Source organism: Exiguobacterium sp. UBA6309, assembly GCF_002439205.1.
Lineage (GTDB): Bacteria > Bacillota > Bacilli > Exiguobacteriales > Exiguobacteriaceae > Exiguobacterium_A.
The window spans coordinates 192,486-218,246 of the sequence record NZ_DJTL01000009.1 but is presented as its reverse complement, the minus strand read 5'-3'; the positions used below and the strand labels follow the sequence as shown (position 1 = coordinate 218,246).

Annotated in this window: 22 protein-coding genes; 20 read left to right on the top strand and 2 right to left on the bottom strand. The window is 45.3% G+C overall.

From position 1 onward, the window contains the following. From B3M90_RS02300 to B3M90_RS02250, 11 genes are all read left to right on the top strand, one after another. Window positions 1-675: glycerol-3-phosphate dehydrogenase C-terminal domain-containing protein (locus tag B3M90_RS02300; RefSeq protein WP_290782406.1), on the top strand; the 675-nt coding region annotated here is incomplete at its 5' end. Between the two features lie 147 nt (window positions 676-822). Continuing rightward, a complete protein-coding gene (locus B3M90_RS02295; RefSeq protein WP_290782404.1) occupies window positions 823-1,503 on the top strand; it encodes a DsbA family oxidoreductase in 681 nt (226 codons plus the stop codon). 39 nt (window positions 1,504-1,542) lie between these two features. Then, window positions 1,543-2,532 carry a lipoate--protein ligase gene (locus B3M90_RS02290; RefSeq protein WP_214856732.1) on the top strand — a complete coding sequence of 330 codons (990 nt, stop codon included), beginning with the start codon at window positions 1,543-1,545 and terminating at the stop codon, window positions 2,530-2,532. Window positions 2,533-2,582: 50 nt separating this feature from the next. Next, the gene (locus tag B3M90_RS02285; RefSeq protein WP_290782402.1) at window positions 2,583-3,470 is read left to right on the top strand and encodes an SDR family oxidoreductase; all 888 of its coding nucleotides are present in this window, start codon (window positions 2,583-2,585) and stop codon (window positions 3,468-3,470) included. A gap of 124 nt (window positions 3,471-3,594) precedes the next feature. Then, complete coding sequence (locus B3M90_RS02280) at window positions 3,595-5,142, top strand: fatty acid--CoA ligase family protein (protein WP_290755080.1); 1,548 nt, start codon at window positions 3,595-3,597, stop codon at window positions 5,140-5,142. A gap of 66 nt (window positions 5,143-5,208) precedes the next feature. Then, window positions 5,209-5,643 carry a methylglyoxal synthase gene (mgsA, locus tag B3M90_RS02275; RefSeq protein WP_029340960.1) on the top strand — a complete coding sequence of 145 codons (435 nt, stop codon included), beginning with the start codon at window positions 5,209-5,211 and terminating at the stop codon, window positions 5,641-5,643. A 96-nt stretch (window positions 5,644-5,739) separates the two neighbouring features. Continuing rightward, entirely contained in the window at window positions 5,740-5,895 is a 156-nt protein-coding gene (locus B3M90_RS02270; RefSeq protein ID WP_197026224.1) for a hypothetical protein, read from the top strand. 134 nt (window positions 5,896-6,029) lie between these two features. After that, entirely contained in the window at window positions 6,030-6,692 is a 663-nt protein-coding gene (locus B3M90_RS02265) for a response regulator transcription factor (protein WP_214856729.1), read from the top strand. Then, entirely contained in the window at window positions 6,689-8,071 is a 1,383-nt protein-coding gene (locus B3M90_RS02260) for a sensor histidine kinase (RefSeq protein ID WP_035409370.1), read from the top strand. The genes B3M90_RS02265 and B3M90_RS02260 overlap by 4 nt, the downstream gene beginning before the upstream one ends. A 110-nt stretch (window positions 8,072-8,181) precedes the next feature. Continuing rightward, on the top strand, window positions 8,182-8,655 hold the full coding sequence (locus B3M90_RS02255; protein ID WP_035409368.1) for a competence protein ComK: 474 nt from the start codon (window positions 8,182-8,184) through the stop codon (window positions 8,653-8,655). Between the two features lie 98 nt (window positions 8,656-8,753). Beyond that, entirely contained in the window at window positions 8,754-9,161 is a 408-nt protein-coding gene (locus B3M90_RS02250; protein WP_023467385.1) for a hypothetical protein, read from the top strand. Window positions 9,162-9,206: 45 nt separating this feature from the next. Here B3M90_RS02250 and B3M90_RS02245 read toward each other — a convergent pair whose 3' ends face one another. Together B3M90_RS02245 and B3M90_RS02240 are read right to left on the bottom strand one after the other, a co-directional pair. Further along, window positions 9,207-9,548 (bottom strand): hypothetical protein, encoded by a 342-nt coding sequence (locus B3M90_RS02245; protein WP_029340963.1) that lies wholly within the window; start codon window positions 9,546-9,548, stop codon window positions 9,207-9,209. Between the two features lie 60 nt (window positions 9,549-9,608). After that, window positions 9,609-9,986 (bottom strand): truncated hemoglobin, encoded by a 378-nt coding sequence (locus B3M90_RS02240; RefSeq protein ID WP_231496881.1) that lies wholly within the window; start codon window positions 9,984-9,986, stop codon window positions 9,609-9,611. A 138-nt stretch (window positions 9,987-10,124) separates the two neighbouring features. Here B3M90_RS02240 and addB point away from each other — a divergent pair, with 138 nt between their 5' ends. From addB to B3M90_RS02195, 9 genes are all read left to right on the top strand, one after another. Further along, a complete protein-coding gene (gene addB / locus B3M90_RS02235) occupies window positions 10,125-13,556 on the top strand; it encodes a helicase-exonuclease AddAB subunit AddB (RefSeq protein WP_290782400.1) in 3,432 nt (1,143 codons plus the stop codon). Beyond that, entirely contained in the window at window positions 13,553-17,104 is a 3,552-nt protein-coding gene (gene addA / locus B3M90_RS02230) for a helicase-exonuclease AddAB subunit AddA (RefSeq protein ID WP_290782398.1), read from the top strand. Before addB ends, addA begins: the two co-directional genes overlap by 4 nt. Window positions 17,105-17,302: 198 nt before the next feature. After that, window positions 17,303-17,680 (top strand): response regulator, encoded by a 378-nt coding sequence (locus B3M90_RS02225; RefSeq protein WP_035409361.1) that lies wholly within the window; start codon window positions 17,303-17,305, stop codon window positions 17,678-17,680. Beyond that, window positions 17,661-20,204 (top strand): HAMP domain-containing sensor histidine kinase, encoded by a 2,544-nt coding sequence (locus B3M90_RS02220; RefSeq protein WP_290782396.1) that lies wholly within the window; start codon window positions 17,661-17,663, stop codon window positions 20,202-20,204. The genes B3M90_RS02225 and B3M90_RS02220 overlap by 20 nt, the downstream gene beginning before the upstream one ends. A gap of 84 nt (window positions 20,205-20,288) precedes the next feature. Next, window positions 20,289-20,669, top strand: coding sequence for a DUF1516 family protein (locus B3M90_RS02215; protein ID WP_214856724.1), 381 nt, complete (start codon window positions 20,289-20,291; stop codon window positions 20,667-20,669). A gap of 139 nt (window positions 20,670-20,808) precedes the next feature. Next, complete coding sequence (locus B3M90_RS02210; RefSeq protein WP_290782394.1) at window positions 20,809-21,807, top strand: class I SAM-dependent methyltransferase; 999 nt, start codon at window positions 20,809-20,811, stop codon at window positions 21,805-21,807. Between the two features lie 106 nt (window positions 21,808-21,913). After that, on the top strand, window positions 21,914-23,404 hold the full coding sequence (locus tag B3M90_RS02205; protein ID WP_214856722.1) for a phytoene desaturase family protein: 1,491 nt from the start codon (window positions 21,914-21,916) through the stop codon (window positions 23,402-23,404). Then, window positions 23,401-24,882, top strand: a complete 1,482-nt coding sequence (locus tag B3M90_RS02200) for a phytoene desaturase family protein (RefSeq protein ID WP_290782392.1) — start codon at window positions 23,401-23,403, stop codon at window positions 24,880-24,882. The genes B3M90_RS02205 and B3M90_RS02200 overlap by 4 nt, the downstream gene beginning before the upstream one ends. Then, window positions 24,842-25,675, top strand: a complete 834-nt coding sequence (locus tag B3M90_RS02195; protein ID WP_290782390.1) for a phytoene/squalene synthase family protein — start codon at window positions 24,842-24,844, stop codon at window positions 25,673-25,675. The genes B3M90_RS02200 and B3M90_RS02195 overlap by 41 nt, the downstream gene beginning before the upstream one ends. Window positions 25,676-25,761 lie beyond the last annotated feature (86 nt).

Genomic DNA, 25,761 nt, shown 5'->3' with positions numbered 1-25,761 from the left:
GTTAAAGTGACAGCGGAAGACGTGGAATCAAGCTGGGCTGGTGTACGTCCATTGATTTATGAAGAAGGAAAAGATCCTTCTGAAATCTCTCGTAAAGATGAAGTATGGCAGTCTGAGTCAGGTCTCATCACGATTGCGGGTGGGAAATTGACTGGATACCGTAAAATGGGTGAGCACGTCGTTGATCTCGTTGCTAAACTCTTGAAAAAAGAAGAAAACGTTGCGTATGCACGTTGCTCGACGAAAAACATGCCAATGTCGGGTGGACATGTCGGCGGAGCAAAAGGATTTGCTGAATTCCTAAAAGCTCAAACAGCAACGAATGGTCTAACAACAGAGGAAGTTCAATTCTTAGCAAAACGCTACGGTTCGAACTTACCGAAAGTACTTGAATATGCAGCAGCATATGATGCTGCTACGACAGATCTTCCTCGTTCTGTCTACGCACAACTTCACTATGGTATCGAACATGAAATGGTCGCTCGTCCGATTGACTTCTTCATCCGTCGTACAGGTGCTGTCTTCTTCGACATTGCTTGGGCTCGTGCTCACAAAGACGCGGTCATCGAAGAAATGAAAACTGTCTTGAACTGGACAGCAGAACAAACAGCTGCTTACACGAAAGAACTCGATATTGAGATCGAAGATGCAGCACACGCGCTTGTAACAGAATAAGCGATGAACGCACTAAAGAACCAAGATCAAAACGATCTTGGTTCTTTTTTTGAACATATTTGAATCGACCTGGGCGGAAAGATTGCAACTCTGCCTAGAGGCGACTATGCTTAAAGTATGATATCGCACAAAAAGGAGAGAACACAGATGAAAGTAGAAGTATGGTCGGATTATGCATGTCCGTTTTGTTATATTGGGAAGCGTCGCCTAGAACAAGCGATTGCGAATGAAAAGTTGGATGTCGAGGTCGAATTTAAAAGCTTTGAACTCGATCCAGATGCACCAGCAGTACCAACGCAAGGATTATACGAAATTCTTGCTTCAAAATATGGAACGACTCTCGAGCAAGCACGGAATATGTCGCAAGGTGTCGTTGATACGGCACGTCAGGAAGGCTTGCACTATGAGATGGATCGTGTCATCCCAGCCAATACATTCGAGGCTCATCGCCTGACTCAATTTGCAAAAAAACATGGTAAGATGAATGCAGTATCGGAAGCTTTGTTCACAGCTTATTTCATGAATGGAGAAGATTTGAATGACCCAACCATTCTGACGCGGATCGCAGTAGAAGCAGGACTTGCTGAAGCAGATGTCACAGCGTTTCTCGCTTCAGAAGAACTGGCGACAGATGTTCGAGAAGAAGAAGCAATGGCGCAACAACTCGGTGTTCGTGGTGTACCGTTCTTCGTCTTCGACCGAAAATATGCTATTTCCGGCGCACAACCAGTAGAAGCATTCGAACAAGTCTTCGCGAAGATCCGCCAAGAACAAACACTTGAAATCATCGCTGAAGGTGATGCGTGTGGTGTCGACGGCTGTAACTGATCACATTATGATTCCATCACAAAGGAGCACGAAACCCTTATGAAATTCATCTTCCATCCTGAGATTCGCGATGCGCGAATCAATCTCGCTGTCGAAGAATTCATCTTGAACAACCTGAACGTCAATGAAGAAGACTATTTCTTGTTTTATATCAACGGTCCATCCATCATCGTCGGAAAAAACCAGAACACGAATGAAGAAGTTAATTTGAAGTATGTCGAGGAAAACGGCATCCACGTCGTCCGTCGTCTTTCCGGCGGTGGCGCTGTTTATCATGATGAAGGAAACTTGAACTTCAGTTTCTTGACGAAAGATGACGGTGATTCGTTCAACAACTATAAAAAGTTCACGGAGCCGGTCGTGCAAGCGCTGCATAAACTCGGTGTCGAAGCGGAGTTATCTGGACGAAACGATATTCATGTCGGAAGCCGGAAAATTAGCGGGAATGCCCAGTTCACGACAAAAGGACGGATGTTTAGTCATGGTACGCTGATGCTCGATTCGAACATCGAAGAAGTCGTCAATGCGCTTGTCGTCAGTGAAGAGAAGATGCGTTCCAAAGGCATTAAATCGGTTCGGAGCCGTGTCGCGAACATCTCGGAATTCCTGACAGAACCGTTGACGATGGAACAATTCGTCGATCATCTCCTTGCCTCGATCTATGAAGGGAAAGAGATTGAACGGTATATCTTAACTGAAGAAGACTGGGATAAAGTACGTGCCATCTCGGCAGAACGTTATGGCAACTGGGAATGGAATTTCGGAAAATCACCGAAATTCGATGTTATTCAAAAAAAACGTTTCCCGATCGGAACGATTGACTTCCGATTGAATGTCAAAAAAGGCATCATTGAAGAAGCGAAGATTTACGGTGACTTCTTTGGCGTCGAGGACGCGGAAGAAATCGCACGGGCGCTTGAAGGTACACGTTATGATCGCGCGTCTCTTCGCGAAGTGCTCGGTCGGTACGAATTGAAAAAATATTTCGGCGCCGTCGAACTTGATGAGGTGCTAGACGTTTTAGCGTAAGTCTTTATGGGAAAACTCCTTCTATCAACAGCATAGGGGGAGTTTTTTTCATGGGCTATAATAAAGATAACTTTTTAGAAGGTTCGTTGACGGACTTTATCGATTTTGAACAGATTTCAAAACAATTACCGAAGACGGAGGACGAACAACCGTTACCTTATTATGAGCGTGATGATTATAAGGCAGCAGGTAAGCTTGAAGGAAAGGTCGCAATCGTCACAGGCGGCAATTCTGGAATCGGTCGTGCTGTCTCGATTGCTTATGTCCGTGAAGGGGCAAAGGTCGTCATTGCTTTCTATGGCGATCAAGAAGGAGCAGAAGAAACGAAGGCGCGTCTTGAAGAATTAGGAGGCGAAGTCCTACTTTCTAAAGGAGATATTGGGGACGCAGACTACTGTGAAACACTTGTTCAAAAAACGATCGACCATTTCGGTCGCTTAGATATCGTCGTCAACAATGCAAGTATGCAAAAACCAGAAGATAGTCTGAAGGATATCACGGATGATTCGATGGAGAAGACGTTCAAGACAAATATCTTCGGAATGATGCGTCTTGCCCGTGCTGCTTTACCGCACCTTTCACTTGGTTCTGCCATCATCAATACGACATCTTCGACAGCATACGAGGGGAACGCATTATTGATCGACTACTCCGCTACTAAAGGAGCAATCGTTAGCTTCACGCGGAGTCTTTCAATGAATCTGGCAAAAGAGGGCATTCGTGTCAACGCCGTCGCGCCGGGTCCGATCTGGACGCCGCTCATCACGGAAACGTTCCCGCATGAATCAGTCAAGACATTCGGGAAAAATACACCGATGGATCGCCCAGGGCAACCGGCCGAGATGGCATCAGCATATGTTTTCCTCGCCTGTAACGATTCAAGTTATATGACAGGACAAGTCCTTCACTTAAACGGTGGCGTCATCGTCAACGGTTAAAAAGAAACTCTGTGAAAACGTTTCCAAAAAGTGTTACACTATCCATACGGTCGCTTTTGACTACGTATGGATTTTTTTTACGTAAAAAATGAATAGTCATTCATTCGAAAGGGGAATTTTGCTCATGCTTGGATTGATTCAATCCGTCGAAGAAACTGCTCGAACACATCCAGACACAACGGCGTATGTGTTTGAGGACACGCAAGTCAGCTATCGTGAGTTTGTCGAGAAGTTTCACCGGGCAGCCGGTGCGCTTGAAGCGAACGGGATCCGAAAAGGCGATCATGTCGCGCTGATTTTAGGGAATAGCCCAGCATTCCTAGTGGCATATTACGCCATCATGAAACAAGGGGCAATCGCGATTCCGATCAACCCTACATACACACCGGATGAAATCGGGTATATCCTGATGAACGGTGATGTGAAGGGGATTTTAGGGATTGCACCGCTCGTCGAAGCTGCAAAAGATCGTCTCGTGCATTTACCGAATCTTAAGATTGTCGTCTCTGTTCCTTACGCGGATCAAGAAGGACCAAACGAAACACATCAACAAGTGACGTTCATCACGCTCGATCGCTGGCTCGAAATCGAACATCCCTTGACCGAAGTGACGAATGAACTGGACGACATCGCTGTCATTCTCTATACGAGTGGAACGACAGGAAAACCAAAAGGTGCGATGTTATCCCACCGTAATCTGACGTCGAATGCGCGCTCGATTGGGGATTATCTACATGTATCCAGTAACGACCGGACACTTGCCGTATTACCGATGTTCCATGTCTTTTGTTTGACGGTCGTCGTCAATGCGTCACTCGCACATGGAGCGTCAATCATCATTGCTTCACGTTTTTCACCACAAGAGACGTTTGAGTTAGCGAAAAAAGAACAGGTGACGATTTTTGCAGGCGTGCCAACGATGTATAATTTCTTACTGCAAACCGTGAAGGCTCATCCAGAATATGCGACCTATTTTGAATCAACACGTTTGTTCGTCTCAGGAGGAGCGAGTCTTCCAGTGCCGCTCCTTGAAGCATTTGATCGAACATTCCAATGTCATATCCTCGAAGGATATGGTTTATCGGAAGCATCACCCGTCACTTGTTTCAATCCGGTCAATGGTGTTCAAAAACCAGGCTCGATCGGTACATCGATCGTCGATGTCGAAAACAAAGTCGTCGATGAACTCGGACAAGAATTACCAGATGGTCAAGTCGGAGAATTGATCGTTCGGGGACCAAACGTCATGACCGGTTATTACAAGATGCCGGAAGAGTCACAAGCGACGTTACGCGATGGCTGGTTATATACGGGTGATTTGGCTCGTCGAGATGAAGATGGGTATTTCTATATCGTCGATCGCAAAAAAGATATGATCATCGTCGGTGGGTACAACGTCTACCCGCGTGAAGTCGAAGAAGTCCTCTATCAGCATCCGAACGTCATCGAAGCCGCCGTCATCGGTATACCGGATGAGGAGATGGGCGAAGCCGTCAAAGCATTCGTTGTTGCTCGTGAGACGATGACGGAAGAGGAAACGCAGGCATTCTGTGCTACATCACTCGCGAAATATAAATGTCCGACACAGATTGAGTTCATCGATCAATTACCTCGTAATACGACCGGAAAGATTTTACGGACCGTGTTGAAGAAACAACCGACGAATTCATGACTGTCTCAAGAACTTCAGGTTTCTGAAGTTCTTTTTCTGTGCATAGACAAGAAGGAGGGGATACGAATGAATATCGCATTGATTGCACATGATGAGAAAAAGGATGAGATGATGGGGTTTACACGGGCTTACGCCGCATTCTTTAAGAAAAATACATTATACGCGACAGGAACGACCGGGCAACGGATCATGGAAGCAACCGATCTGCACGTCCATCGCTGTAAGTCAGGTCCACTCGGCGGGGATCAGGAAATCGGAGCGCTGGTAGCACAAGGAAAAATCGATATCGTGATTTTTTTACGCGATCCACTGACGGCCCAACCGCATGAGCCGGACGTCTCGGCACTCATTCGATTATGTGACGTATACGATTTGCCGCTTGCGACGAATGTCGGAACTGCTGAAATTTTAATTAATGGACTCGAACAAGGACAATTCGATTGGAAGGAAATCATTCGAAAACGTCATGAACTAGAACAAAAAAAGTTTTTGGATGATTAATTTTGTGAGAACGCTTCTCATTTTCGTTTAAGCATGCTATAGTCAGTTTGAGGATGATACTGATTATCAATTGCGATGGAAAAGGTGGCGAAGAAAATGGAGATTCTATTAATGACGGGTGTAACAGTATTGCTAGGAGGCGGCGTTGGATTTTTGACGCACGTCGTGAAAATGGAACGACGTCAACAGGTGGCACCTGCGACTTCAAAGAACGAGCAAGTAGCGTATCCAGCGCTCCGTCTCGTCAAATAATAGAAAATTTATGACTTCGCCTTTCTTTTCTTTTGAAAAGAAAGGTTTTTTTGAATTATTATCCACTCTCCCATAATTTTGCGAAATTCCTTTGATACACTGAAACAAAGCACATTAGTCGAGGAGTGAGAGCCATGCATACAATCTATTTGGTTGATGATGAAGTGAACTTGAATCGTGTACTCGTAAAGTACTTGGAACAAGAAGGTTGGCAGGTTAAATCGTTTACATCTGGTGAGGCAGCTGCTTCTGCGATCGTAGAGAAGCCAGATTTGTGGGTTTTAGATATCATGCTACCGGATATGGATGGTTTTCAATTGATTAAGCGAATCAAGGCACATGATGAAACGACACCCGTCATTTTCATCTCGGCGCGTGATGAGGATATCGATAAGATCATTGGTCTTGAGATGGGATCGGACGATTATATTGCGAAGCCGTTCCTTCCGCGCGAACTGGTCATTCGTGTCAAAAAAATCTTAGCACGTACGTATGCGACACCGAAAAGTGGCGTCATTCAATACGGCGATTATATGATTTATCCTGAGAAACGAATCATCGAGGAGAACGGTCAAGAAATTGATCTAACCTCAAAAGAGTACGATCTACTGATTTTATTTGCGACACAAATCGGGACGCCGATGTCTCGCGAGCAGATTCTCGTCAGTGTCTGGGGTGACGATTATTTCGGATCGGATCGCGTCGTCGATGATCTTGTCCGTCGTGTCCGTAAGAAATTAACGAAACTGGAACTCGAAACGATCTATGGTATTGGCTATCGCTTGGTGTCTGCATGAAAAATCGCAGTCTCGGATTTCAGATTTGGGCGATGTTTCTGCTCGTCATCGTCACATTATCTGCAGTCATTCTCCTTGTCATCCGCTCATCGATCGGAAATTTCATCGATGAACAGGTCTATTCGACGCTTGAGAATAGTGAGGTCTTCTTCTCGAAGGATGCCTCTGTCATCGAGATGCTACAAGATAATCCGATTGAATTCGATCGTCGAAAACAAGAATCTCGATCAGTTAATATCCTATTGCTATCTAAGAACGGAAAACTTTATTACGGTGGGGCACCGCAACAACTGATCAATCAGATGTACCGTGATGCAATTGATCAAAAAACAGTTACGGCAAAGTATACGACGCGTCTTGATAAAGAAGACGTTTATTATAGTATTCGTAAAATGGAAGAGAGCGGCGAAACCTACTATCGTGTCTCTTACGTCTGGGATGCTTATCGACAAGAACTGATTACACAACTGTTTTCAAAAATCGGCTTCGTCGTCATCATCGGTAGTATCTTTACGTTATTCATTGCCTTCTGGTTGGCGCGTCGTCTGACACATCCGCTCGTCGAAATCGAAAGAGCAGTCGGGAAAATCGCGGCTCAAAAGTGGGATACACCACTTCCGCTCGATCGTGGGGATGAAATCGGTCGACTGGCACGGTCCGTCGATGCGATGCGGATGGATCTTGAAAAGCAGGATAAGGCACAAAAATCGTTGCTTCAAAATATTTCACATGATTTGAAGACGCCAATCATGGTTATTCGAAGTTATGCTCAGTCCATTTCAGATGGGATCTATCCAGATGGTGATTTAACCGGCTCCGTATCAGTCATTGATGAGGAAGCGGAACGATTAGAGAAAAAAGTGGCGGCTCTTCTTTACGTCACGAAGCTCGACTATTTCGAGCTCGATCGTTCGACGTGGGATAATGTCGATATCGATCGGATGATACACCTGCTGAAAAATCGTTTTTCTGGAACGAAGTCACTCGAATGGCATGTTAGTGGAGAAGCGGGGATCGTCCTTGGTGAAGGGGAACAATTACGAGTTGCACTCGAAAACGTCATGGACAACGCGATTCGTTATGCTGAAACACAAATTGACATCCGACTGTCTGGGACAGCGGATCAGGTTCATATCGAAATTGAAAATGATGGACCGCCACTTGATGACTCTTCGCCCTTGTTTCATCAATTTTCACGGGGCAAAGAAGGGAAGTTCGGGCTTGGTCTTTATATTGTCAAAAGGATCGTTGAGCGTCATGATGGTACGGTAGCAATTGAGAATCGCCCTGCGGGAAATGGAGTCGGGAAAGTTTGTGTGATTTTTAATTTCCCACGTCACTTTATTGAACAAGAGGAAAAAAAGCCAGAAGAATTTTAAAAACGGGATCCTAGGATCTCGTTTTTTTCATTAGGAAATAATCGGTATACTCATGCAGAGTAGAAGGAAGTTTGATATAACCAATATAATTCAGGAAGGGAGTGAAGGAGATGTCATACCCAGTTACGGAAGAAACGTTAGCTTTGATTCCAAGATATGGTCAATATGGTGAACCACAGACACTTGTCATCAAGGAGCATTCGGAAAGTATTTTAGAGGGTCATCCGATTAAGTTGATTGAAGAATCCTGTTTATATTTTGGTTCATCGATGCGTGGACGGATCGAAGCAGCGCGACATATTCTTGGTCCGAACCGAAAGACACCTGTTTTAGTAGATTGGCAGGCACAAACGATATTTTTTCCGACGACCGCAAAAGAAAAGGCGGAATGCATTTGGATCAATTTCAAGCAAATGAAGACTGTTCAAAAAAAGTCTGGAAAAGTACAGGTAGAGTTTCAGACAGGTCAATGTATTGATACGGACGCATCCGCATACAGCATCGAACGGCAACGAATCAAAACGTTGGAACTGGCGTATGAAATGCAACGGCGCTTCCAATTGCCGGAGTTTAAGAATCGATGAAAAGTGGAAACACATAACAGGAATCTTACTTATGTAAGGAGAAAGAAGTAGAGAGAGAAATCATAGGGAGGTGAAGCGGTAACTTTTACCGCGACACGATGAATGAATCATATGAATGGTTAAATCGCCGAAAATTGCAGCCTGGATTTGGTGCGACAGGTGGCAGACGCTTTATCAGTTCTCGCATCGTACGTCCGGAAAATACACCGGGTAAACGAATCAAAGGAATCAAACGCGCGCGACAACTAGTCGTCGATGATGCCGGAAATCGCCGTTGGGTCACGAAACGAATCGTTGTGACGGATGCTGCGAAGCATGTCACGATGAATCGTCGAACATCGATCGCCTTAAAAGAGACGAATGAATCGCGACTCGAACAAGTCAAACAAAAACTAGCATCTAATAAAAAAGTCTTACTTCCAATCTTGGCGGCAACAGGAATCGCTGTCGCAGGTGGCGTTCTTGCCTATGTCCTTCGTCGGAAGAAAAAACAATCCGATCAATAAAAAAGAAGCCAGTTCTCCAGTTGGAGGACGGCTTCTTTTTATGTCTTAAAGGAATCGTTTCCGTAAAGAAGTCGAAAGTGCTTTGTCTGCGATTTCTTCTAGTTCCGTCAAGTTCGTCGGATCAAAGCTATCATTGTAGAACCGACCTACAAAGTCGACACGGTCGTAATCGAGTTCCTTGAAAATCAAGTGTTTATGATCGTCATAAAAAACGACACGGTAGTAATCAGAACCGCGTTCAAGGGTGACGAGACCTTTGATATGGTCCAATTTTTTTTGTTCTTCGGTTTGTTCTTCTTCGAGTGTATCGTCCTCGTTCGTCGATGCTTCTGCTTGCTCAATCGCATTCTTTACGAGTTCCGGTCGTTGTTCTTGTTCTTCCGTCATGTTATATCGCCTCCATTTATTATTTTACATGGAAATGGACAGATGAGAAAGAAAAATCCCTCAGTCCATCTGGTGTGCTTCGCAAACACGTAAGACATTCGTTGCGCCAATCCGTAATCGCTCGAGGAGTTGGAGTCGCGCTTCTTCATTTGGAATCGTATCAAGAGAAGCTATTTCCATCAGTTCCAACCAACGGATGGCATGCTCTTTTTGAATCGGCAATAACCGGTGAATCATCGCTAAACTCGTCGGCGGTTGATTCGGATCGCGTGGACCTCCTGTCATTTGGGTCAAGAAGGCGAATTGTGCCTGTTCGACACGGTGTCGATCATCAGGGAATAACGGACGCAATAAGGAATCATGGTAGACTTGATGATAGAACGAATGAATCAAAGAGGTGAGTACTTGCTCGCCTCCAAGCATTTCATAGAGCGACAAAAATCATCACCTGCCTTACATTAGGATGTGTTCTGATTATAGCAAATCCATATCGAAAAGACATGCGTCGAAAACAGTACATTTGTTCTTATTTGTGCGATAATAATGATACATAAAAAGGTAGAGGAGGTTTTCTTGATGAACCAGATGCACATTGGTCGTGCGGGTAGTGGGAAAACGACACAATTGATTGAGCGCGTCGTACAAGAACTCGAGCAACGACCACTAGGCGAGAAGATGTATTTCATCGTTCCGGATCAGATGTCATTTGAAATGGAGCGTCGGATTGCGACAGATGAACGGATAGCAGGTCTTGTTCGTCTCGAAGTCATGAGTTTACGGCGCTTTGCGTTTCATATTTTACGCGATTACGGAAATCAAGCAATTCCATTTCTCGATGAGACAGGAACACAATTATTACTCCGACAGGTCGTCGAGGAATCAGAAGACGAGTTAAAGATTTTTAAGCGTACGAAAAATATGCCAGGATTTTTCCAAGGACTTGATGAACTCATCGCGTCGTTTAAACGCTCATTGATCGAGCCGGATATGTTGCGTCAAGTGAGTGATCGGTCTCTCGAACGGTCACCAAAATTGAACGACCTTGCGTTGATTTATGAGCGCTTTGCGGAACGAATCGTCGATAAGGCACTCCATGCGGATGATTATTATACGACGTTACTTGAGTTGCTTCCAAAAGCGCGACTGGATCAAGCGACGATCATCCTCGACGGATTTTATGAGTTTTCGCTTCAGGAACAACAAGTACTGCTTGCCTTGATGCAACAAGTGGCTGAAATGCATATTAGTTTTACAATGGACGCGGCGGATCCTTATGCAAAACAAACGTCTTTTGGTGTGTCCCAGCGTTGCTACATGCAATTGATCGGGCAAATGCAGGAGCTGTCGATTCCATACGAAGAAATCTTGTATGATCAACCAATCAAGTTTCAATCAGAAGGGCTACGACATTTGGAGCAGGCCTTGTTGAAGCCGGGATATCCTCCTGTCGATCATGATATTGACGGCTTTCAGATGACAGCTGCAGTCAACCGGCAAGTTGAAGCAGAATCAGCCGTGCGGAAAGCGATTCAACTTGTTCGCCAAAAAGGGTATCGATTTCATGAAATGGCATTCGTCGTGCGACATCTAGAGCCGTATGCGGATCACTTGGAACGAGCCTTCCGCATGTATGATGTTCCGTATTTCTTGGATCAACGTGAGTCGATGATCCATCATCCGCTCGTTGACTTGATTCAATCTGCTTTAGACATCGTGACATCGGGTTATCGGGAAGAAACGGTCTTTCGTTTACTGAAGACGGAGCTCTTACCGATGCCGGCAGAAGATGCGCGTCTAGCGCTCGATCGTTTCGAGACGTTCGTGCTCGAACGCGGCATTAAAGGGTCAATGTGGCAACAACCGTGGCAATTAAAGCGACGCTTAGCAGAGGAAGTTCGCTTAACGGAAGAGGAGCTTGCGCAAGAAGAAGAACTGAACCATTTACGAACCTTCGTCGTCGACTTGATTGAACCGTTGCACCGTCGGTTGAAGCAGGCAAAGACGATGAGCGCGTATACGAAAGGTCTTTATCAATTCCTTGAAGAACAGAAAATTGCAGAACGTTTAATGGAATGGCGTAAGCAGGCACTAGAGCAGGATCAGTTACTTGTTGCTCGAGAGCATGATCAAGTGTACGAAGCGATACTTCATCTATTCGAACAGCTAGAAGCTGCTGCACCTGAGCATACGTTATCGACGGATTTGTTCGTCCAGATGGTCGAGACAGGACTTGAGAGCCTTCGTTTTGCACTTGTTCCGCCATCGCTCGATCAAGTCATCGCGACGGACTATGTCCGTGGACGATTACAACGAGTAAAAGTCGTCTTTTTACTAGGAGCGAATGATGGTCTGATTCCGTTCGTTCAAGATCAATCAAAGTTACTGTCTGAAAATGATCATGACTTTTTACATGAGCATGGTATTCCGGTTGGAAAAGCGTCTCTTGATGTGTTTGATGATGAGCTGTTTTACCTGTATCAAGGGATGATGGCTCCAAGTGAAGCATTGTATGTTAGTTACGCACTTGTCGATGAAGAAGGAAAGGCGCTTCAGCCGGCAGCGATCACAAAACAATTAAAGCGACAACTGTTGCTCGATCGTCCGATCAAAACACACTTTGCGGAAGCTGGGGAACACGCACCGCAAGAACAATTCGATTTCGTGACGAGTCCCGATCGCGCGGCAGCAGCGACGGCGATTGAACTCCGCCGTTTACAACGACGTTATCCGATTCAGCCAATTTGGTTTCAAGTATATAATTCACTTCTTGAAAACGGACAAGGGCGCGAACGAATGGGTCTATTCTCAAGTGCCTTGTTCTATCAAAATCAAGCGGAAGCGTTACCGGAAGGGTTGGCGCATCGTCTATATGGTGATTCACTGCAAGCGAGCGTTTCGCGTTTTGAGACCTATAACGCCTGCTCGTATAAGCATTTTGCTCGATACGGACTTCGTTTACGCGAGCGGAAGCTGTATAAATTTGAAGCACCAGACATCGGGAATCTGTTCCATGGCGCATTAAATGATTTGTCGCTCAGTATTAAAGCTTCTGGACGACACTGGCGAGAGCTCGACGGCGAAACGTGCGGGACACTGGCGAAAGAAGCTGTCGAAAAGGTGACACCGGAAATTCAGAATGCGATTTTGATGAGTTCGAGTCGGTTCGGGTATATCAAGAAAAAATTGACGGATGTCGTGGAGCAAACAGCTAAAATGCTTGTTGAACAAGCAAAACGAACAGACTTTGAACCCGACTTATTTGAAATCAGTTTTGGGAACGCGACGTTCCCACCATTACGCTTTACGTTACCAGACGGAACAGAAATTGAATTCACGGGTCGCATCGACCGGATTGATCAGGCGACGATTGGTGATCAGCTATACGTTCGAATCATTGATTACAAATCGAGTGCTCGAGGACTGGATTTTGCGGAAATCTATTATGGGCTTGCCATTCAGATGCTTCTTTATCTGAAGACGGTCGTGGAACAGTCGGAGTTGCTCTATCAACAGCAGGCGAAACCAGCTGGTGCGTTATATTTCCACGTCAAAAACCCGATGCTACGAGGCGATTTATCGGCTGACGAAGAAGAGCGCAATCAACTGTTACTCGAGTCCTATCAAATGCAAGGCGTCATTCTCGAGAATGACGAGGTACTACGAGCGATGGATCATATTGCGTACGATGAACGAAAAAAATCACCGCTCGTCAAAGTGACCTTCACAAAAAACGGACTGCATAAGACGCAAACGAAAGGTGTTGTACAAGAGGCAGATTTATCAGCGCTGATGGATCATGCATGGGAGGCATTAAAAGACAGCAGTCAAGACATCTATGATGGGGATATTGCCATCAATCCATTCGATTATCAGGAGCGGACACCGTGTAGTTTTTGTGAGTATCGTTCAGTCTGTCAGTTCGATGAATCGCTTGGGAATCAATATCGCCCATTAAAACCGATGTCTGAAAAAGAGGTACTGGAACGGTTGAAGGAGGAAGAAGAATGAGCGTGCGTTGGACGGAAGAACAACAACAAGCCATTTCAGCAAGGGGAGGACATATCCTAGTCTCAGCGGCTGCTGGATCAGGGAAAACAGCTGTCCTCGTCGAACGGCTGACGCAACGATTGATCGATCCCAAAGATGAGTTGTCGGCGGATCGGATTCTTGTTGCTACCTTTACGAATGCAGCAGCGCGTGAGATGAAAACGCGAGTCATCGAGGTCATGGATCAACGTATCAAAGAGGCACCGGATGATTTGTATTTGAAAAAACAGCGTCAATTGATGAACCGGGCACAAATTACGACGATTCATTCGTTCTGTTTGTCGATTCTCCGCGAGAACTATTACCGGATTGGTCTGGATCCTGCGTTTCGAATTGCCGATGAATCCGAATTACTGTTGTTACAAGACGATGTCTTAGAAGCAGTCTTTGAGTCCTTTTATGCCTCCGAGGATCCGGGATTCTATGATTTGATCGATAGTTATACATCAGACCGGGACGATCAAGCGATGCTTTCGCTGATTTCAAATCTCTACCGTTTTTCCCGTTCCTTACCGGATCCGGAAGCGTTTTATGCGCATTTAATCAATCAGTACGATCAACCAATCGATCCGGATGAGTCTCCGCTCATGCAACGATTGGTCGAACTGGAATGGGAGACGTTGTCGAATCTATTAGGACGTTATCGAGAACTTGCTTTTGAATTGGAACAGTCCGGATATACGGAAATGGGACAGATGATGCGACAGGATATCGCTCCTTTTGGAGTACTTGAAACGTCAGTACGGCAATGGTCGATGGTTGCTCTTGCGTTTCAAGCAGTAGAATTCGGTCGTTGGAAAAGTCCGCGCGGGGATGAAGGCATCAAACCGTTCCAGACAGAGCGGACACGACTCGTTGCAGAATTCAAGAAAATGAAAGAACTGTTTGTCCAAAAAACAGGTGTTGATTACTTGGAGGATTTACGATCACAGCTCCGACATGTAGAAACGATTGTTACACTCGTGCGTCAATTCGCAAGCGATTATCTCGAAGCGAAACAACAACGTGGTATCGTCGATTTTTCGGATCTTGAACATTTTGCATTAGAGATTTTGACGGACGAAGGACAACCGTCAGACGTGGCAAAACTTCTGAAGGAACGCTTCGTTGAAGTACTCGTCGACGAATATCAAGATACGAACGAGGTTCAGGAACGCATCATCCAATTGGTCTCGAAAACGGATGAGGCGACAGGAAATCTATTCATGGTCGGTGATGTCAAACAATCCATCTATAAATTTCGTCATGCAGAGCCAGGATTGTTCCTTGAGAAATTCAAACGATTCCAACAGACCGACGTTGGAACACGGATCGATCTAACAAAGAACTTCCGCAGTCGCCTCGAGGTGTTGGATGGAACGAATCAAATCTTCCGCCAAGTGATGGATGAGACAGTCGGAGAAATTGATTACGATGAAGCGGCGCACCTTCGACTCGGTAATTTAAGTTATTTAGAATCAGAGCAAGTCGACCCTGAATTACTCTTGATAGATCCACTTGATAGTGAAAAGGAAGAGGTTGAAGCACGAGCGATTGCAACGCGAATTTTAGAACTCGTTGATTCGAAGCATCCACATCTGATTTACGATGCGAAAGCGAACCGATTCCGAACGTGTGAATACCGCGATATCGTCGTCTTAGCACGGTCGCGTGGTAAGCGTGTCCAAGCGCTTGTCGAAGTGCTCGAACAGTATGAGATTCCGGTCTATGCGGATACGACGGGCGGATACTTCCAAGCGACGGAAATTCAAATCATGATGGCATTGCTCAAGACGATTGATAATCCACTTCAAGATATCCCGTTCGCCAGTCTGTTACGATCGCCGATTTTTGGGGTGGCGGATCGAGATTTAGGACGGATTCGAGCAAAACAAAAAGAAGGAAGCTTTTATGAGGCAGCACTCGCAATGGCGGCAGAGGAATCATCACTCGGAATTCGAATGGATGAAATCATCCGTCAGATTCAATCATGGCGAACTGAAGCGCGTGGGAGTGCCCTACCTGCCTTCATTCGATCGCTCTTTGATCAGACCGGCTATTTTGAGTACGTCGGCTGTCTCGCCGGAGGCAAAAGTCGTCATGCCAACTTGAACGCCTTATATGAGCGAGCGAAGCAATATGAGACGTCCGGTTATCGTGGATTGTATCGTTTTCTACGCCTGATCAATCGGTTGATCGAACGAGGAGAAGACTTCGCAGAAGCCCGTTCGCTTGGAGAAGACGAGGACGTCGTTCGAATCATGACGATCCACCAATCAAAAGGACTCGAGTTCCCCGTGACGATTGTCAGCCAATTGACGAAGCAATTCAACAAACAGGATCAAATGCAGGCCATCCAGTTGCATAAGACATATGGCATTGCTCTAGACGCCATTGATCCGATTCGTCGTTTGCGATCTGGAACGCTATTGAAGGAAGTCATCCGTCGGGAAATGGATCGCGAGATGAAGGCAGAAGAGATGCGCGTCTTGTATGTTGCAATGACTCGAGCGAAGGAAAAATTGATTCTCGTTGGGACAGTCAAGGATTTAGAAGATCAAATGGTGGCCTGGCAGATGACGCCACTCGACGAAGTCTTACTACCTGAAAATGACCGGCGCCAAGCGAAGAGTTATGCGGAATGGGTCGTTCCGGCAGTCTTACGCAGTAGTTTACTACGTCCGGATGAGACGAACTGGTCGATTCGCGTGATGTCTTTAGAGGAGTTAGCACCGTATCAAGAAATCTCAACACTCGTGGAGCAACTCGAACACGTTCAAAAGCTTGAAAAAATTGATGTGCCCGTCAATACGCATGTCAAAGAAATCGTTGAAGCGGCATTTTCGTATCAGTATCCGCATCTACTCGCGACAGAGACGGCAGCGAAACAGACCGTCACGGAACTGAAGCGCGCGGAACAGTTGGAACGCGCAGCATTTGAAACGACGTATCGCCAGACGACGTATTACCGAACGCCACAATTCCTTGGACCTGTACTTAGTGGAGCGGAACGAGGAACGGTCCTACACCTAGCGATGCAATTATACAAACCGGATACAGCGATTTCAGAACAGATCGATCAATGGGAAACGATGGAACGAATCACACCTATCGAAGCAACGACGATGCGGGAAGCAACACCACAGTTGCAAGAGTTCCTAGACTCCGAGATCGGACAATTGTTCAGCGAACGACTACGGACAAACCACGTCTATCGAGAGTTACCGTTTACGTATAAAATCGGAGCATCACGTTTTCGGAAAGACTGGACGGGTCCAGTGGATGACGCAGTCATGCAGGGAATCGTCGACTGCTTGATTCAGGATGGGGAGTCATATATCTTACTCGACTATAAATCGGATCAAATCGTTACGACGGAAGTCGGACAGACACCTGCTGATGTGTTACGTGAACGGTATGCGACTCAATTGAATCTATACCAAGAAGCATTAGAAGCTATTCTTCATATTCGAATCTCGCGGAAAGTCATTTATGCTTTTGCTTTAGGAGAAACGATTGATTTAGTTTAATTTTACGACTGAGACCTCTCTTGTCCTCCTACTTCAGGTAGAGGCGAGGGAGGTTTTAGTATAGGTCGAAAGAGGGATGAGGAATAAAGGAATAAAATCAAGGTATGGAGTGATTTCCGTTTCTTATTGTGAAAAAACTGTGTAAAATAAAGAAGATATGTCACTTTAATGATGGTTAATTTTGGGAGGTTTTAATAGATGGCACGTATTTTATTAGCAGAAGATGAAGATGTCTTACGTATGTTGGTACTTGATACACTAGAAGATGAAGGATATACGATTGATGAAGCGACGGACGGAGACGAGGCATATCAAAAAATCATGAACACGGAATATGACCTCGTTCTGTTGGATTACATGATGCCTGGGATGACAGGAATCGAAGTCATCGAAAAAGTTCGACAACATCCAGATAAGCAACACTTGAAAATTATGATGTTGACCGCTAAAAGTCAACAATCTGATCGAGAGCGCGCGGAAGAAATCGGTGCAAACTACTTCTTTTCGAAACCCTTTAGTCCTCTTGAGTTGATTGATGTAGTAGGAGGAATATTGAGTGATCACCAAGTGGATTAATCGAAAAATCGGACGCCAACTTATGGCATCCTTTTATGTCGTATTAGCTACATTGATGATTTCATCATTGATCGTCTACAACTACACGGACACGAAATTGCAAGCGACACGGGCGAAATTAGAAGACATCCGAGATCGTAGTGCACGCGCAGGGGCTCTATGGGAAGAATGGCAGGATGTTCAATTCAACATGCGTGGCTATGCCTTGATGGGAAATGAAGAATTGTATACCCAAGTCATGGCTCAACAAGATAAGATTGCTCAGCAAACGGATTGGTTCGAAAAAAATGCAATCTACGATCAAGGAAAGGCATTCGCCCAGTCCTCGAGAGAACTATATCAATACTATTTCGATGCAATCTTGCCGCTTGTTCAATCCTATGTCAAAACGAAAGAGTCAGGAGATATTACAGAATCCTTCTTGAAAGGAACGACGCTAGCTGAATTGCCACTCGGTCAGAAGTTGATAACTGAAGGAAAGATTCAGTTAGATAGTCAAGGAAACATCGATGTATTATCAGAGATTAATAAAAGTGAACTGGCACTCGGCGGTTATCGTGAATTTTTGGAAGATTGGGCACAACGGACAAGTGATCAATTGGAGCAGGAAATCCGAACGACGCAACTGATTTGGTTAGCGAATATCGTCGTTTTGATCGCTGTTTTGATCTTCTTCATCTATCCATTCATTCGTCGCATCACGATTGAATTACTGTCTCTCGTCAAGAACAGTCAACGGCTTGCGAATGGTGAAGATGTTTTAAGCGTCAAAGTACCGAATCGTAAAGATGAGATTGGTATTTTAGCACTATCGTTTAATCAGATGGCAAGTTCGATTTCTGAGAATAAACAGCATCTATTGGCAAAAAATGAAGAGTTGCAAGCCCAGCAGGAAGAATTACAAGCGCAGCAAGAAGAATTGCAAGCACAACAACAGGAACTTGAAGAAGCATTGGAACTGACGATGCGCAATGAACAACACCTTCAGTACCGGAATGATCTGACAGAGACGCTCGCGGCACGTGAATCGTTGACCGCTTATCCGGAAATCATCGAGAAGCTCGTCACGATCACGGATTCTGAAATTGGTGCATTAGTATTCGTCGATGAGGAAGAGAGTTATTCCGTCGTCACCTATGGTATGACGGATGAACTGGCAGAGCGGTTACTTCAAAACGATGCGTCACTGTTAAAACGAGCAGAATCACTCAAGACACCAGTTCACTCTTCTAAACAAGTCGCGAGCAATCATCCGTTACCGTACCCGTACTATATGTATGAAACGGCTGTGCCGATTCTCGATCCAACCGCAGATGATATCATCGCGTATATCTATCTGGTCCGTTACCGCGATCAGTTTACGAATGAACAGATGCGGGATGTCATGTCCTTCTCTCGTCAATTGTCGTTATCCCTTCTCCGGATGCGTTTGTTTGACGAGATGACGAGAGAAAAAACGAAAACGGAACGGATTCTCGATTCGATTCGTGAAGCGGTCATCTATCTTGAACCGGGTAAAGAAGAGGTCTTCGTCAATCGACCGCTGTACGATCTATTCCCGGAATTACGATATGGTGTCCAGGCGGAACAAGAAACACTTCAAACATGCTTAGAAGTCATTCAATCCGTCGTCGATGAACCGGAAAACTTCAGTCGATATGTTGATTCAGTTCTTCGTGGAGAATTACCGACAGATAGTCTACAGTTCTCGATTAGAAACGAAACGGTATTCATTCAATTTTATGTCGAGGTGATTCACATTCATCAGGTGCATAAAGGAACGATGCTTGTCATGCGGGATGTGACGAAAGAAACCGAAATGGATCGTTTGAAATCAGAACTCGTTTCGACTGTATCTCATGAACTTCGAACACCGCTTTCTTCGATTTATGGTTTTACAGAGCTCATGCTCAATCGAGATATTGAAGAATCGCGCCAAGATCGATACTTACGGACGATCCATTCCGAAACGGAACGTCTTGCGAATCTCGTCAACGATTTCTTAGACGTCCAGCGCATGGAGTCAGGTACACAATCATACAAAAAGACATCTGTGAACATTCATGCGATTGCTGAAGAAACGACACACTTTTATGCGGCTTCGACACAAGCCCACCGGATTACGTTCCGTCACGAAGGAAATCAGTTGCCTGTCATTGAAGCAGATGAAGAAAAAATTAGACAGTTACTCAATAATTTATTGAATAATGCGGTGAAATACTCACCATCTGGTGGTGCGATTGATGTCGTACTCACGACATCACGTGATCAAGTCATTCTTCAAGTTCGGGATGAGGGAATCGGGATTCCGAAACAATCACTCAGTCGTCTATTCGAAAAGTTTTACCGCGTCGATAACTCGGATAGTCGGAAAATCGGTGGTACGGGCCTTGGTCTAGCCATCTGTAAAGAAATCGTCACCGGTCATGGGGGAGAAATTCATGTGGAATCGGTCGTAAGGGAAGGGAGTCTTTTCACTGTCAAATTCCCACTCGTTCAGTCCACACATGTGACAATCTCCTGAAAAAATCATATAGCAACAAAATAACACTAGGTGTTCGTACGGAAATCAGATACGATGAAATAGGAAAAGAAAGGAGGAAATGAAATGCCAATCACAGCATTCGTTCACACACACGTCTTACTTTGGGTACTTTTATTGGTTACGTTCTTCGTCGCGTTTTCGATGTACAAGAACAATAAGAAAGCCGCAAAAGGCATTCATATGGCGTTCCGTCTTCTACTTTTATTGACGTTCGCGACAGGTCTTTACCTGTACATTAAAATCATGGGGGTGTCTGAAAATCCAGATCCTCTCTACCATGCGAAGATCACAGCAGGTCTTTTGACGCTCATCTTCGGAGAATTGACACTCGTTCGTGTCAAAAAAGGAAAAGCCTATTCCGGTTTCGTCATCGGATTCATCGTGCTTGTCCTTGTGACAATATTCCTTGGTTATTCGCTTCCATACGGTATGAAGTTTTTCTAATTTCATGCGAAATCAAAGAGTCCTTTTCGACCTTTTGGGTTGAAAGGACTCTTTTTGTCGTGTCTGCTAGTAATTTTTGTTTACAAGTGGTTGTTATTTGGGAAAAGGGATGTATTACACAGTAGAGAGGGGAACGCTTGTGGCACAGTTGAAGGAATGGACGAAGGTCTTCCGGGCACGGAAATGGATGAAACGCGCAGAACCGGTGTTACCACTCTGGCATGGATACATCGGTTATAAATATGGATTATTCGATGCTCTTCAAACAGGGGCAACACAAGCAGAGGCACAGTTACGAATGCAGCGTCCGCTGACACAGGAAGCGTTATCCCGCTGGTTCGAAGTTGGCGTCGCAGTCGGTCACTTGAAGAAAAAAGATTTACGCTATACAGCGACTCGCCATGTTCTTCCGGAACTCTCTCAATCAGACGATCGCAGTATCGGATTCATGTTATCGGAAATGATGGAGCTGCACTTACCAGCCCTATTCTCTTATCCTCAGTTTTTAGAAGAGGGTCAACAAAAGACCTTCAATGGAGAGGAACATGGAGACATCGTGGCTGAAACTTCAGCTCTCGTTGAGACTGTTGCTTTCCCGGCAGTACGCCATATCATTCGGAGTCGCAATCTGACATCACTACTTGATATTGGTTGTGCTTATGGTGGATATCTCCGTAAAATTCACGAGGCATTGCCGGACTTACGACTCGCCGGAATCGATATTGAAGAATCCGTCATCGCCGAAGCAAAACGACGAGATACGAGCGGAGAGATTGATTTTGTCGTCGGGGACATTAAAACGTTTGATGTGAAAGAGACATATGACGGTGTCATGATGAATAATATTTTGTATTACTTCCCGCAACCGGAACGTCTTGCTTTACTAAAAGGGGTACGCCGTTTCGTCAAAGATGATGGAACAGTCATTCTCGTCACTCCACTTCGTGACAGTTCACATGGTGCACCGTTCTCAGCAGCATTCAATGCCTTAATGACGTTGCATGAGAATTTGTATCCATTACCAAGTCAGGAAGAATTGAAAGAAGATTTATCGAAAGCTGGGTTTGGAAATATTTCGATCACACCATTCTTAAAAGAAGGTGCTTGGTATATCGTGACTGCAAACGCCACTTCCTAAGCGAAGTCTGGCGTTTTTACAGTTGGAAGACAGTTCAAATTTGTCGCTCTTACTATGTGCTTAGTATAATAGTTGAAACGATGAGAGATAAAAAGGAGAGATTTGGGTGAAGCGACGCGTAGCAGTGATAGGAGCCGGACCAGGGGGACTTGCATGTGCCTTGTTATTAGCAGGAAAAGGAGTAGACGTCACCGTTTATGAAAAACAGACGCAAGTCGGTGGACGAACTTCTGCCGTCAAGCTAGGTGAATACACATTTGATCGAGGACCGACTTTTCTTAATATGCCGCATATTTTAGAAAACGTCTTTCACGAAGCTGGTCTACGGTTAGAAGATTATTTAGATCTAAAGGCACTTGATCCGATGTATACACTCTATTTCAAAGGTGGAACAGAACAGTTTACGATGACGACGGATCGGGACCGGATGAAAGAGACGATCGAGCGTCACTTTCCGGGAAATGGGGAAGGGTACGATCGATTCATGGCAGAGCAAGCGTTAAAGCTCGGTAAGTTGATGCCGATTCTACAGACACGTCATGACCGATTAACGGACTACTTGTCACCGCGTGTCTTAACAGCACTTCCGCGTCTCTCACTCGGGCGATCACTTTATGATGTCTTGTCCGACTATTTCACGAGCGAAGAACTGAAGTATGCCTTTACGTTCCAAGCGAAGTACTTAGGGATGTCGGCTTGGGAATGCCCAGGAGGTTTCTCCATCTTGTCTTACATGGAACATGCATACGGTGTCCATCATCCGATTGGTGGGATGCATCAGGTGCCACTTGCGATGCAACGTGCCCTCGAAGAACTCGGTGGAACGGTTCAGTTAGGTACAGGCATCAAGCAATTGATCTTAAACGGCAAAGTCGTCGAAGGGGTCATCCTTGAGTCAGGTCAGCATGAGTTATTTGATGAAGTCATCGTCGGTGCTGATTTCGCACATGCAATGAATCACCTTGTACCGGAAGGAGTACTGAAAAAATGGTCCCGACCAAAAATTGATCGCAAAAAATTCTCGTGTTCGACGTTCATGTTGTATCTTGGCGTCAATCGGACATTCGATGCGCCACATCACACGATTTATTTTGCGGAAGACTACGAGAAAAACGTTCGCGAGATGACGCAGACTTTAGAATTATCCGATGATTTTTCATTTTATGTTCAAAATCCATCCGTTCTTGATCCGACACTAGCACCTGAAGGAAAGTCCGCCATGTATGTGCTAGTTCCGGTTCCGAACAATTACTCGGAACTCGATTGGTCGATCGAAGGACCAAAATTACGTCGACGTGTTCTGGATACGCTTGAAACGCGTTCACCGTATCAAGGGATTGAAGCGGCAATCGAAGTCGAAGAGATGTTCACGCCGGACGATTGGGAAGCGATGGGGATCCATCAAGGAGCGACGTTTAACCTTGGGCATCAGTTGACACAGATGATGTATTTCCGACCGCATAACCAGTTTGAAGAGCTGGATCACTTGTATCTTGTAGGGGGAGGTACACACCCAGGGAGCGGCTTACCAACAATCTTCGAATCTGCGCGTATCACGGCAGAACTCGTGCTCAAAAAAGAAGGGGTGCGGATATGAAAATAGGATTCGTAGGAGCAGGCGTCGGAACACTGCATGCAGCACTTTTGCTGACAGCAAGACATCCGGGAGTCGAGATTACGATTTTTGAAAAAGAAGCGCATGTCGGTGGTCGATTACGATCCGTCGATTTTGAATCCGGTGGACGCATCGATGAAGGTCCGACAATCGTCCTGATGCCAGGTAAGTTGAAAGAGCAGTTGGCAGAAGCAGGCGTGACGGGAGTAAAACTCGAACGGGTGGATCCATTGTATGACCTTCACTTCGACGACGGGACCGTCGTTACGAAAGTATCTGATGTCGTGGACCAAGCCATTGCGATCGAACGCCAATTCGGCGAAGGTCGTGGATTTTATGAATTCATGCATCAAAAAGAAAAGGATTATAAGACGAGTGTATCGAAATTTTTAGAACGTGGTTATCGTCGGAAAACGGAGCTGTTGCATCCAGAAATGATGCGTCCATTATTACAGATGCACGCTTTAGAGACAGCGCATGATCATTTGAAGCGATACTTCAAGAGTAAATATTTGCGCATGGCATACAGTTTCCCAACATTTTATATCGGAGGAAATCCGTATACGACACCATCCATCTATGGTTTGATTCCGTACCGGGAACAAGCAGAAGGTGTCTGGTATGTAAAAGGTGGCTATTTCTCACTGGCTGAACGCATGTATGACACGTTAGTCGAACGAGGTGTCCGATTCGTCTTTGAAGCACCAGTCGAACGGATCGTCGTTGACCAAGGACAGGCAAAGGAAATTGTCTTACAAGATGGAACACATGAAGCATTCGATCAAATCGTACTAAATGGAGAGTTTCCATTGATGGAACGTCTTGTAGAAGGTAAACAACCCAAAACATATACTCCTTCAGGCGGTACGCTGTTGCTGTATTTCAAGATGAAAGGGAAAGTCGATTTACCGGTGCATCGTTTTTTGATGCCAAACGACTTGGAACCGCTCATGACGAATATCTTTAAAAAAGGACGCTTACCAAAACATCCGGCAGTCTATCTTTTCCATCCGAGTCAGATTGACCGTAGTTTGACAGGAACGGACGATAGCGTCGTCTATTCATTAATTCCTTCTCCGCGTGGCTATGGTGTAGAAAATTATGAAAAAGTAGACTTCATCGAGACTGTACTTGAAAAAATTGAGCATCATCATCCGGGATTCCGGGAAAAGATACAAGAAATGAAGATTCGTACACCGAATGATGCACAGGCCTTTGGGTTATATCAGGGAGGTAGTTTTGGGATTGCGCCGACGATTCGCCAATCGGCTGCCTTAAAGACACAGGCAAAACCGTATCCGGATATCGATCGACTATATGCCGTCGGTGCATCGGTGCATCCGTGTGGAGGAGTACCAGTCGTTATGATGGGCGCAACGATACTCGTAAACCGAATGGAACAAGAGATGGGGTGGAAACATGAATTCAGTGACGATCCAGAACGCGTATATCAAATGTGAGGAAGTCATTCAGTCCGGATCTAAAACGTTCTATAAAGCCTTTTCACTCTTACCAAAAGCAGATCGACAAGCTGTTTATGCCATTTATACATTTTGCCGGTTCCTCGATGATACCGTCGATGAGTCGGATACGCCGAAAGAGAGTTTACTGGCTTTCTTGAATGAATTCAAACGATTCCGTGATGGCGAAGTACTGGATAAACCGCTATGGATCGCGTTAGCAGACGTATTTGAACGTTATGAAATGGATGAGACACCATTTCTTGAGCTCGCGGAAGGAATGCGTTGGGATATCGAGAAAAATCGTTATCAGACGCTTGAGGAGACAGAGCAATACAGTTATTACGTAGCGAGTACTGTCGGTTTAATGTTATTGCCAATCCTTGCACCGCAACAGCCTGATCTCCGTAAATCTGCTATTGATCTTGGAATCGCGATGCAACTAACGAATATATTGCGAGACGTCGGAGAAGATGCAAAACGCGGCCGCATCTACTTGCCCCATTCATGGATGGAGACATACGGTGTCACAGCGGAGTCGTTACTCGCTGGTTGCCCTTCAGGAGACTTCATTGGTCTCTGGGAAGAGGTTGCACTTCGAGCAGAGCATCTGTATGATGCGGCGATTCCATCGTTTGATCGGTATCCGCGGGAGAGCAGACGCGCTTTAAAGGCAGCTGCCTTCTTATACCGTGGTATCCTCGATGCGGCAAGGGATAATCATTACGACGTTTTTACGAAGCGTGCGTACGTCAGCCGTTGGCAAAAGATGAAGTTGCTCGCAACGATTTAATACAAGACTATAGAAAAAAGACCTTGGCGGGGACCAAGGTCTTTTTTTCTATGGTCTGAGACCGGGGAGTCTCAGATTACTTCTAC

What these genes read in the sequence shown, in the direction of transcription:
- B3M90_RS02295 (WP_290782404.1), top strand. Translation starts at nt 823, where the DNA reads ATGAAAGTAGAAGTATGGTCGGATTATGCATGTCCGTTTTGTTATATT.
- B3M90_RS02290 (WP_214856732.1), top strand. Translation starts at nt 1,543, where the DNA reads ATGAAATTCATCTTCCATCCTGAGATTCGCGATGCGCGAATCAATCTC.
- B3M90_RS02285 (WP_290782402.1), top strand. Translation starts at nt 2,583, where the DNA reads ATGGGCTATAATAAAGATAACTTTTTAGAAGGTTCGTTGACGGACTTT.
- B3M90_RS02280 (WP_290755080.1), top strand. Translation starts at nt 3,595, where the DNA reads ATGCTTGGATTGATTCAATCCGTCGAAGAAACTGCTCGAACACATCCA.
- mgsA (WP_029340960.1), top strand. Translation starts at nt 5,209, where the DNA reads ATGAATATCGCATTGATTGCACATGATGAGAAAAAGGATGAGATGATG.
- B3M90_RS02270 (WP_197026224.1), top strand. Translation starts at nt 5,740, where the DNA reads ATGGAGATTCTATTAATGACGGGTGTAACAGTATTGCTAGGAGGCGGC.
- B3M90_RS02265 (WP_214856729.1), top strand. Translation starts at nt 6,030, where the DNA reads ATGCATACAATCTATTTGGTTGATGATGAAGTGAACTTGAATCGTGTA.
- B3M90_RS02260 (WP_035409370.1), top strand. Translation starts at nt 6,689, where the DNA reads ATGAAAAATCGCAGTCTCGGATTTCAGATTTGGGCGATGTTTCTGCTC.
- B3M90_RS02255 (WP_035409368.1), top strand. Translation starts at nt 8,182, where the DNA reads ATGTCATACCCAGTTACGGAAGAAACGTTAGCTTTGATTCCAAGATAT.
- B3M90_RS02250 (WP_023467385.1), top strand. Translation starts at nt 8,754, where the DNA reads ATGAATGAATCATATGAATGGTTAAATCGCCGAAAATTGCAGCCTGGA.
- B3M90_RS02245 (WP_029340963.1), bottom strand. Translation starts at nt 9,548, where the DNA reads ATGACGGAAGAACAAGAACAACGACCGGAACTCGTAAAGAATGCGATT.
- addB (WP_290782400.1), top strand. Translation starts at nt 10,125, where the DNA reads ATGAACCAGATGCACATTGGTCGTGCGGGTAGTGGGAAAACGACACAA.
- addA (WP_290782398.1), top strand. Translation starts at nt 13,553, where the DNA reads ATGAGCGTGCGTTGGACGGAAGAACAACAACAAGCCATTTCAGCAAGG.
- B3M90_RS02225 (WP_035409361.1), top strand. Translation starts at nt 17,303, where the DNA reads ATGGCACGTATTTTATTAGCAGAAGATGAAGATGTCTTACGTATGTTG.
- B3M90_RS02215 (WP_214856724.1), top strand. Translation starts at nt 20,289, where the DNA reads ATGCCAATCACAGCATTCGTTCACACACACGTCTTACTTTGGGTACTT.
- B3M90_RS02200 (WP_290782392.1), top strand. Translation starts at nt 23,401, where the DNA reads ATGAAAATAGGATTCGTAGGAGCAGGCGTCGGAACACTGCATGCAGCA.
- B3M90_RS02195 (WP_290782390.1), top strand. Translation starts at nt 24,842, where the DNA reads ATGAATTCAGTGACGATCCAGAACGCGTATATCAAATGTGAGGAAGTC.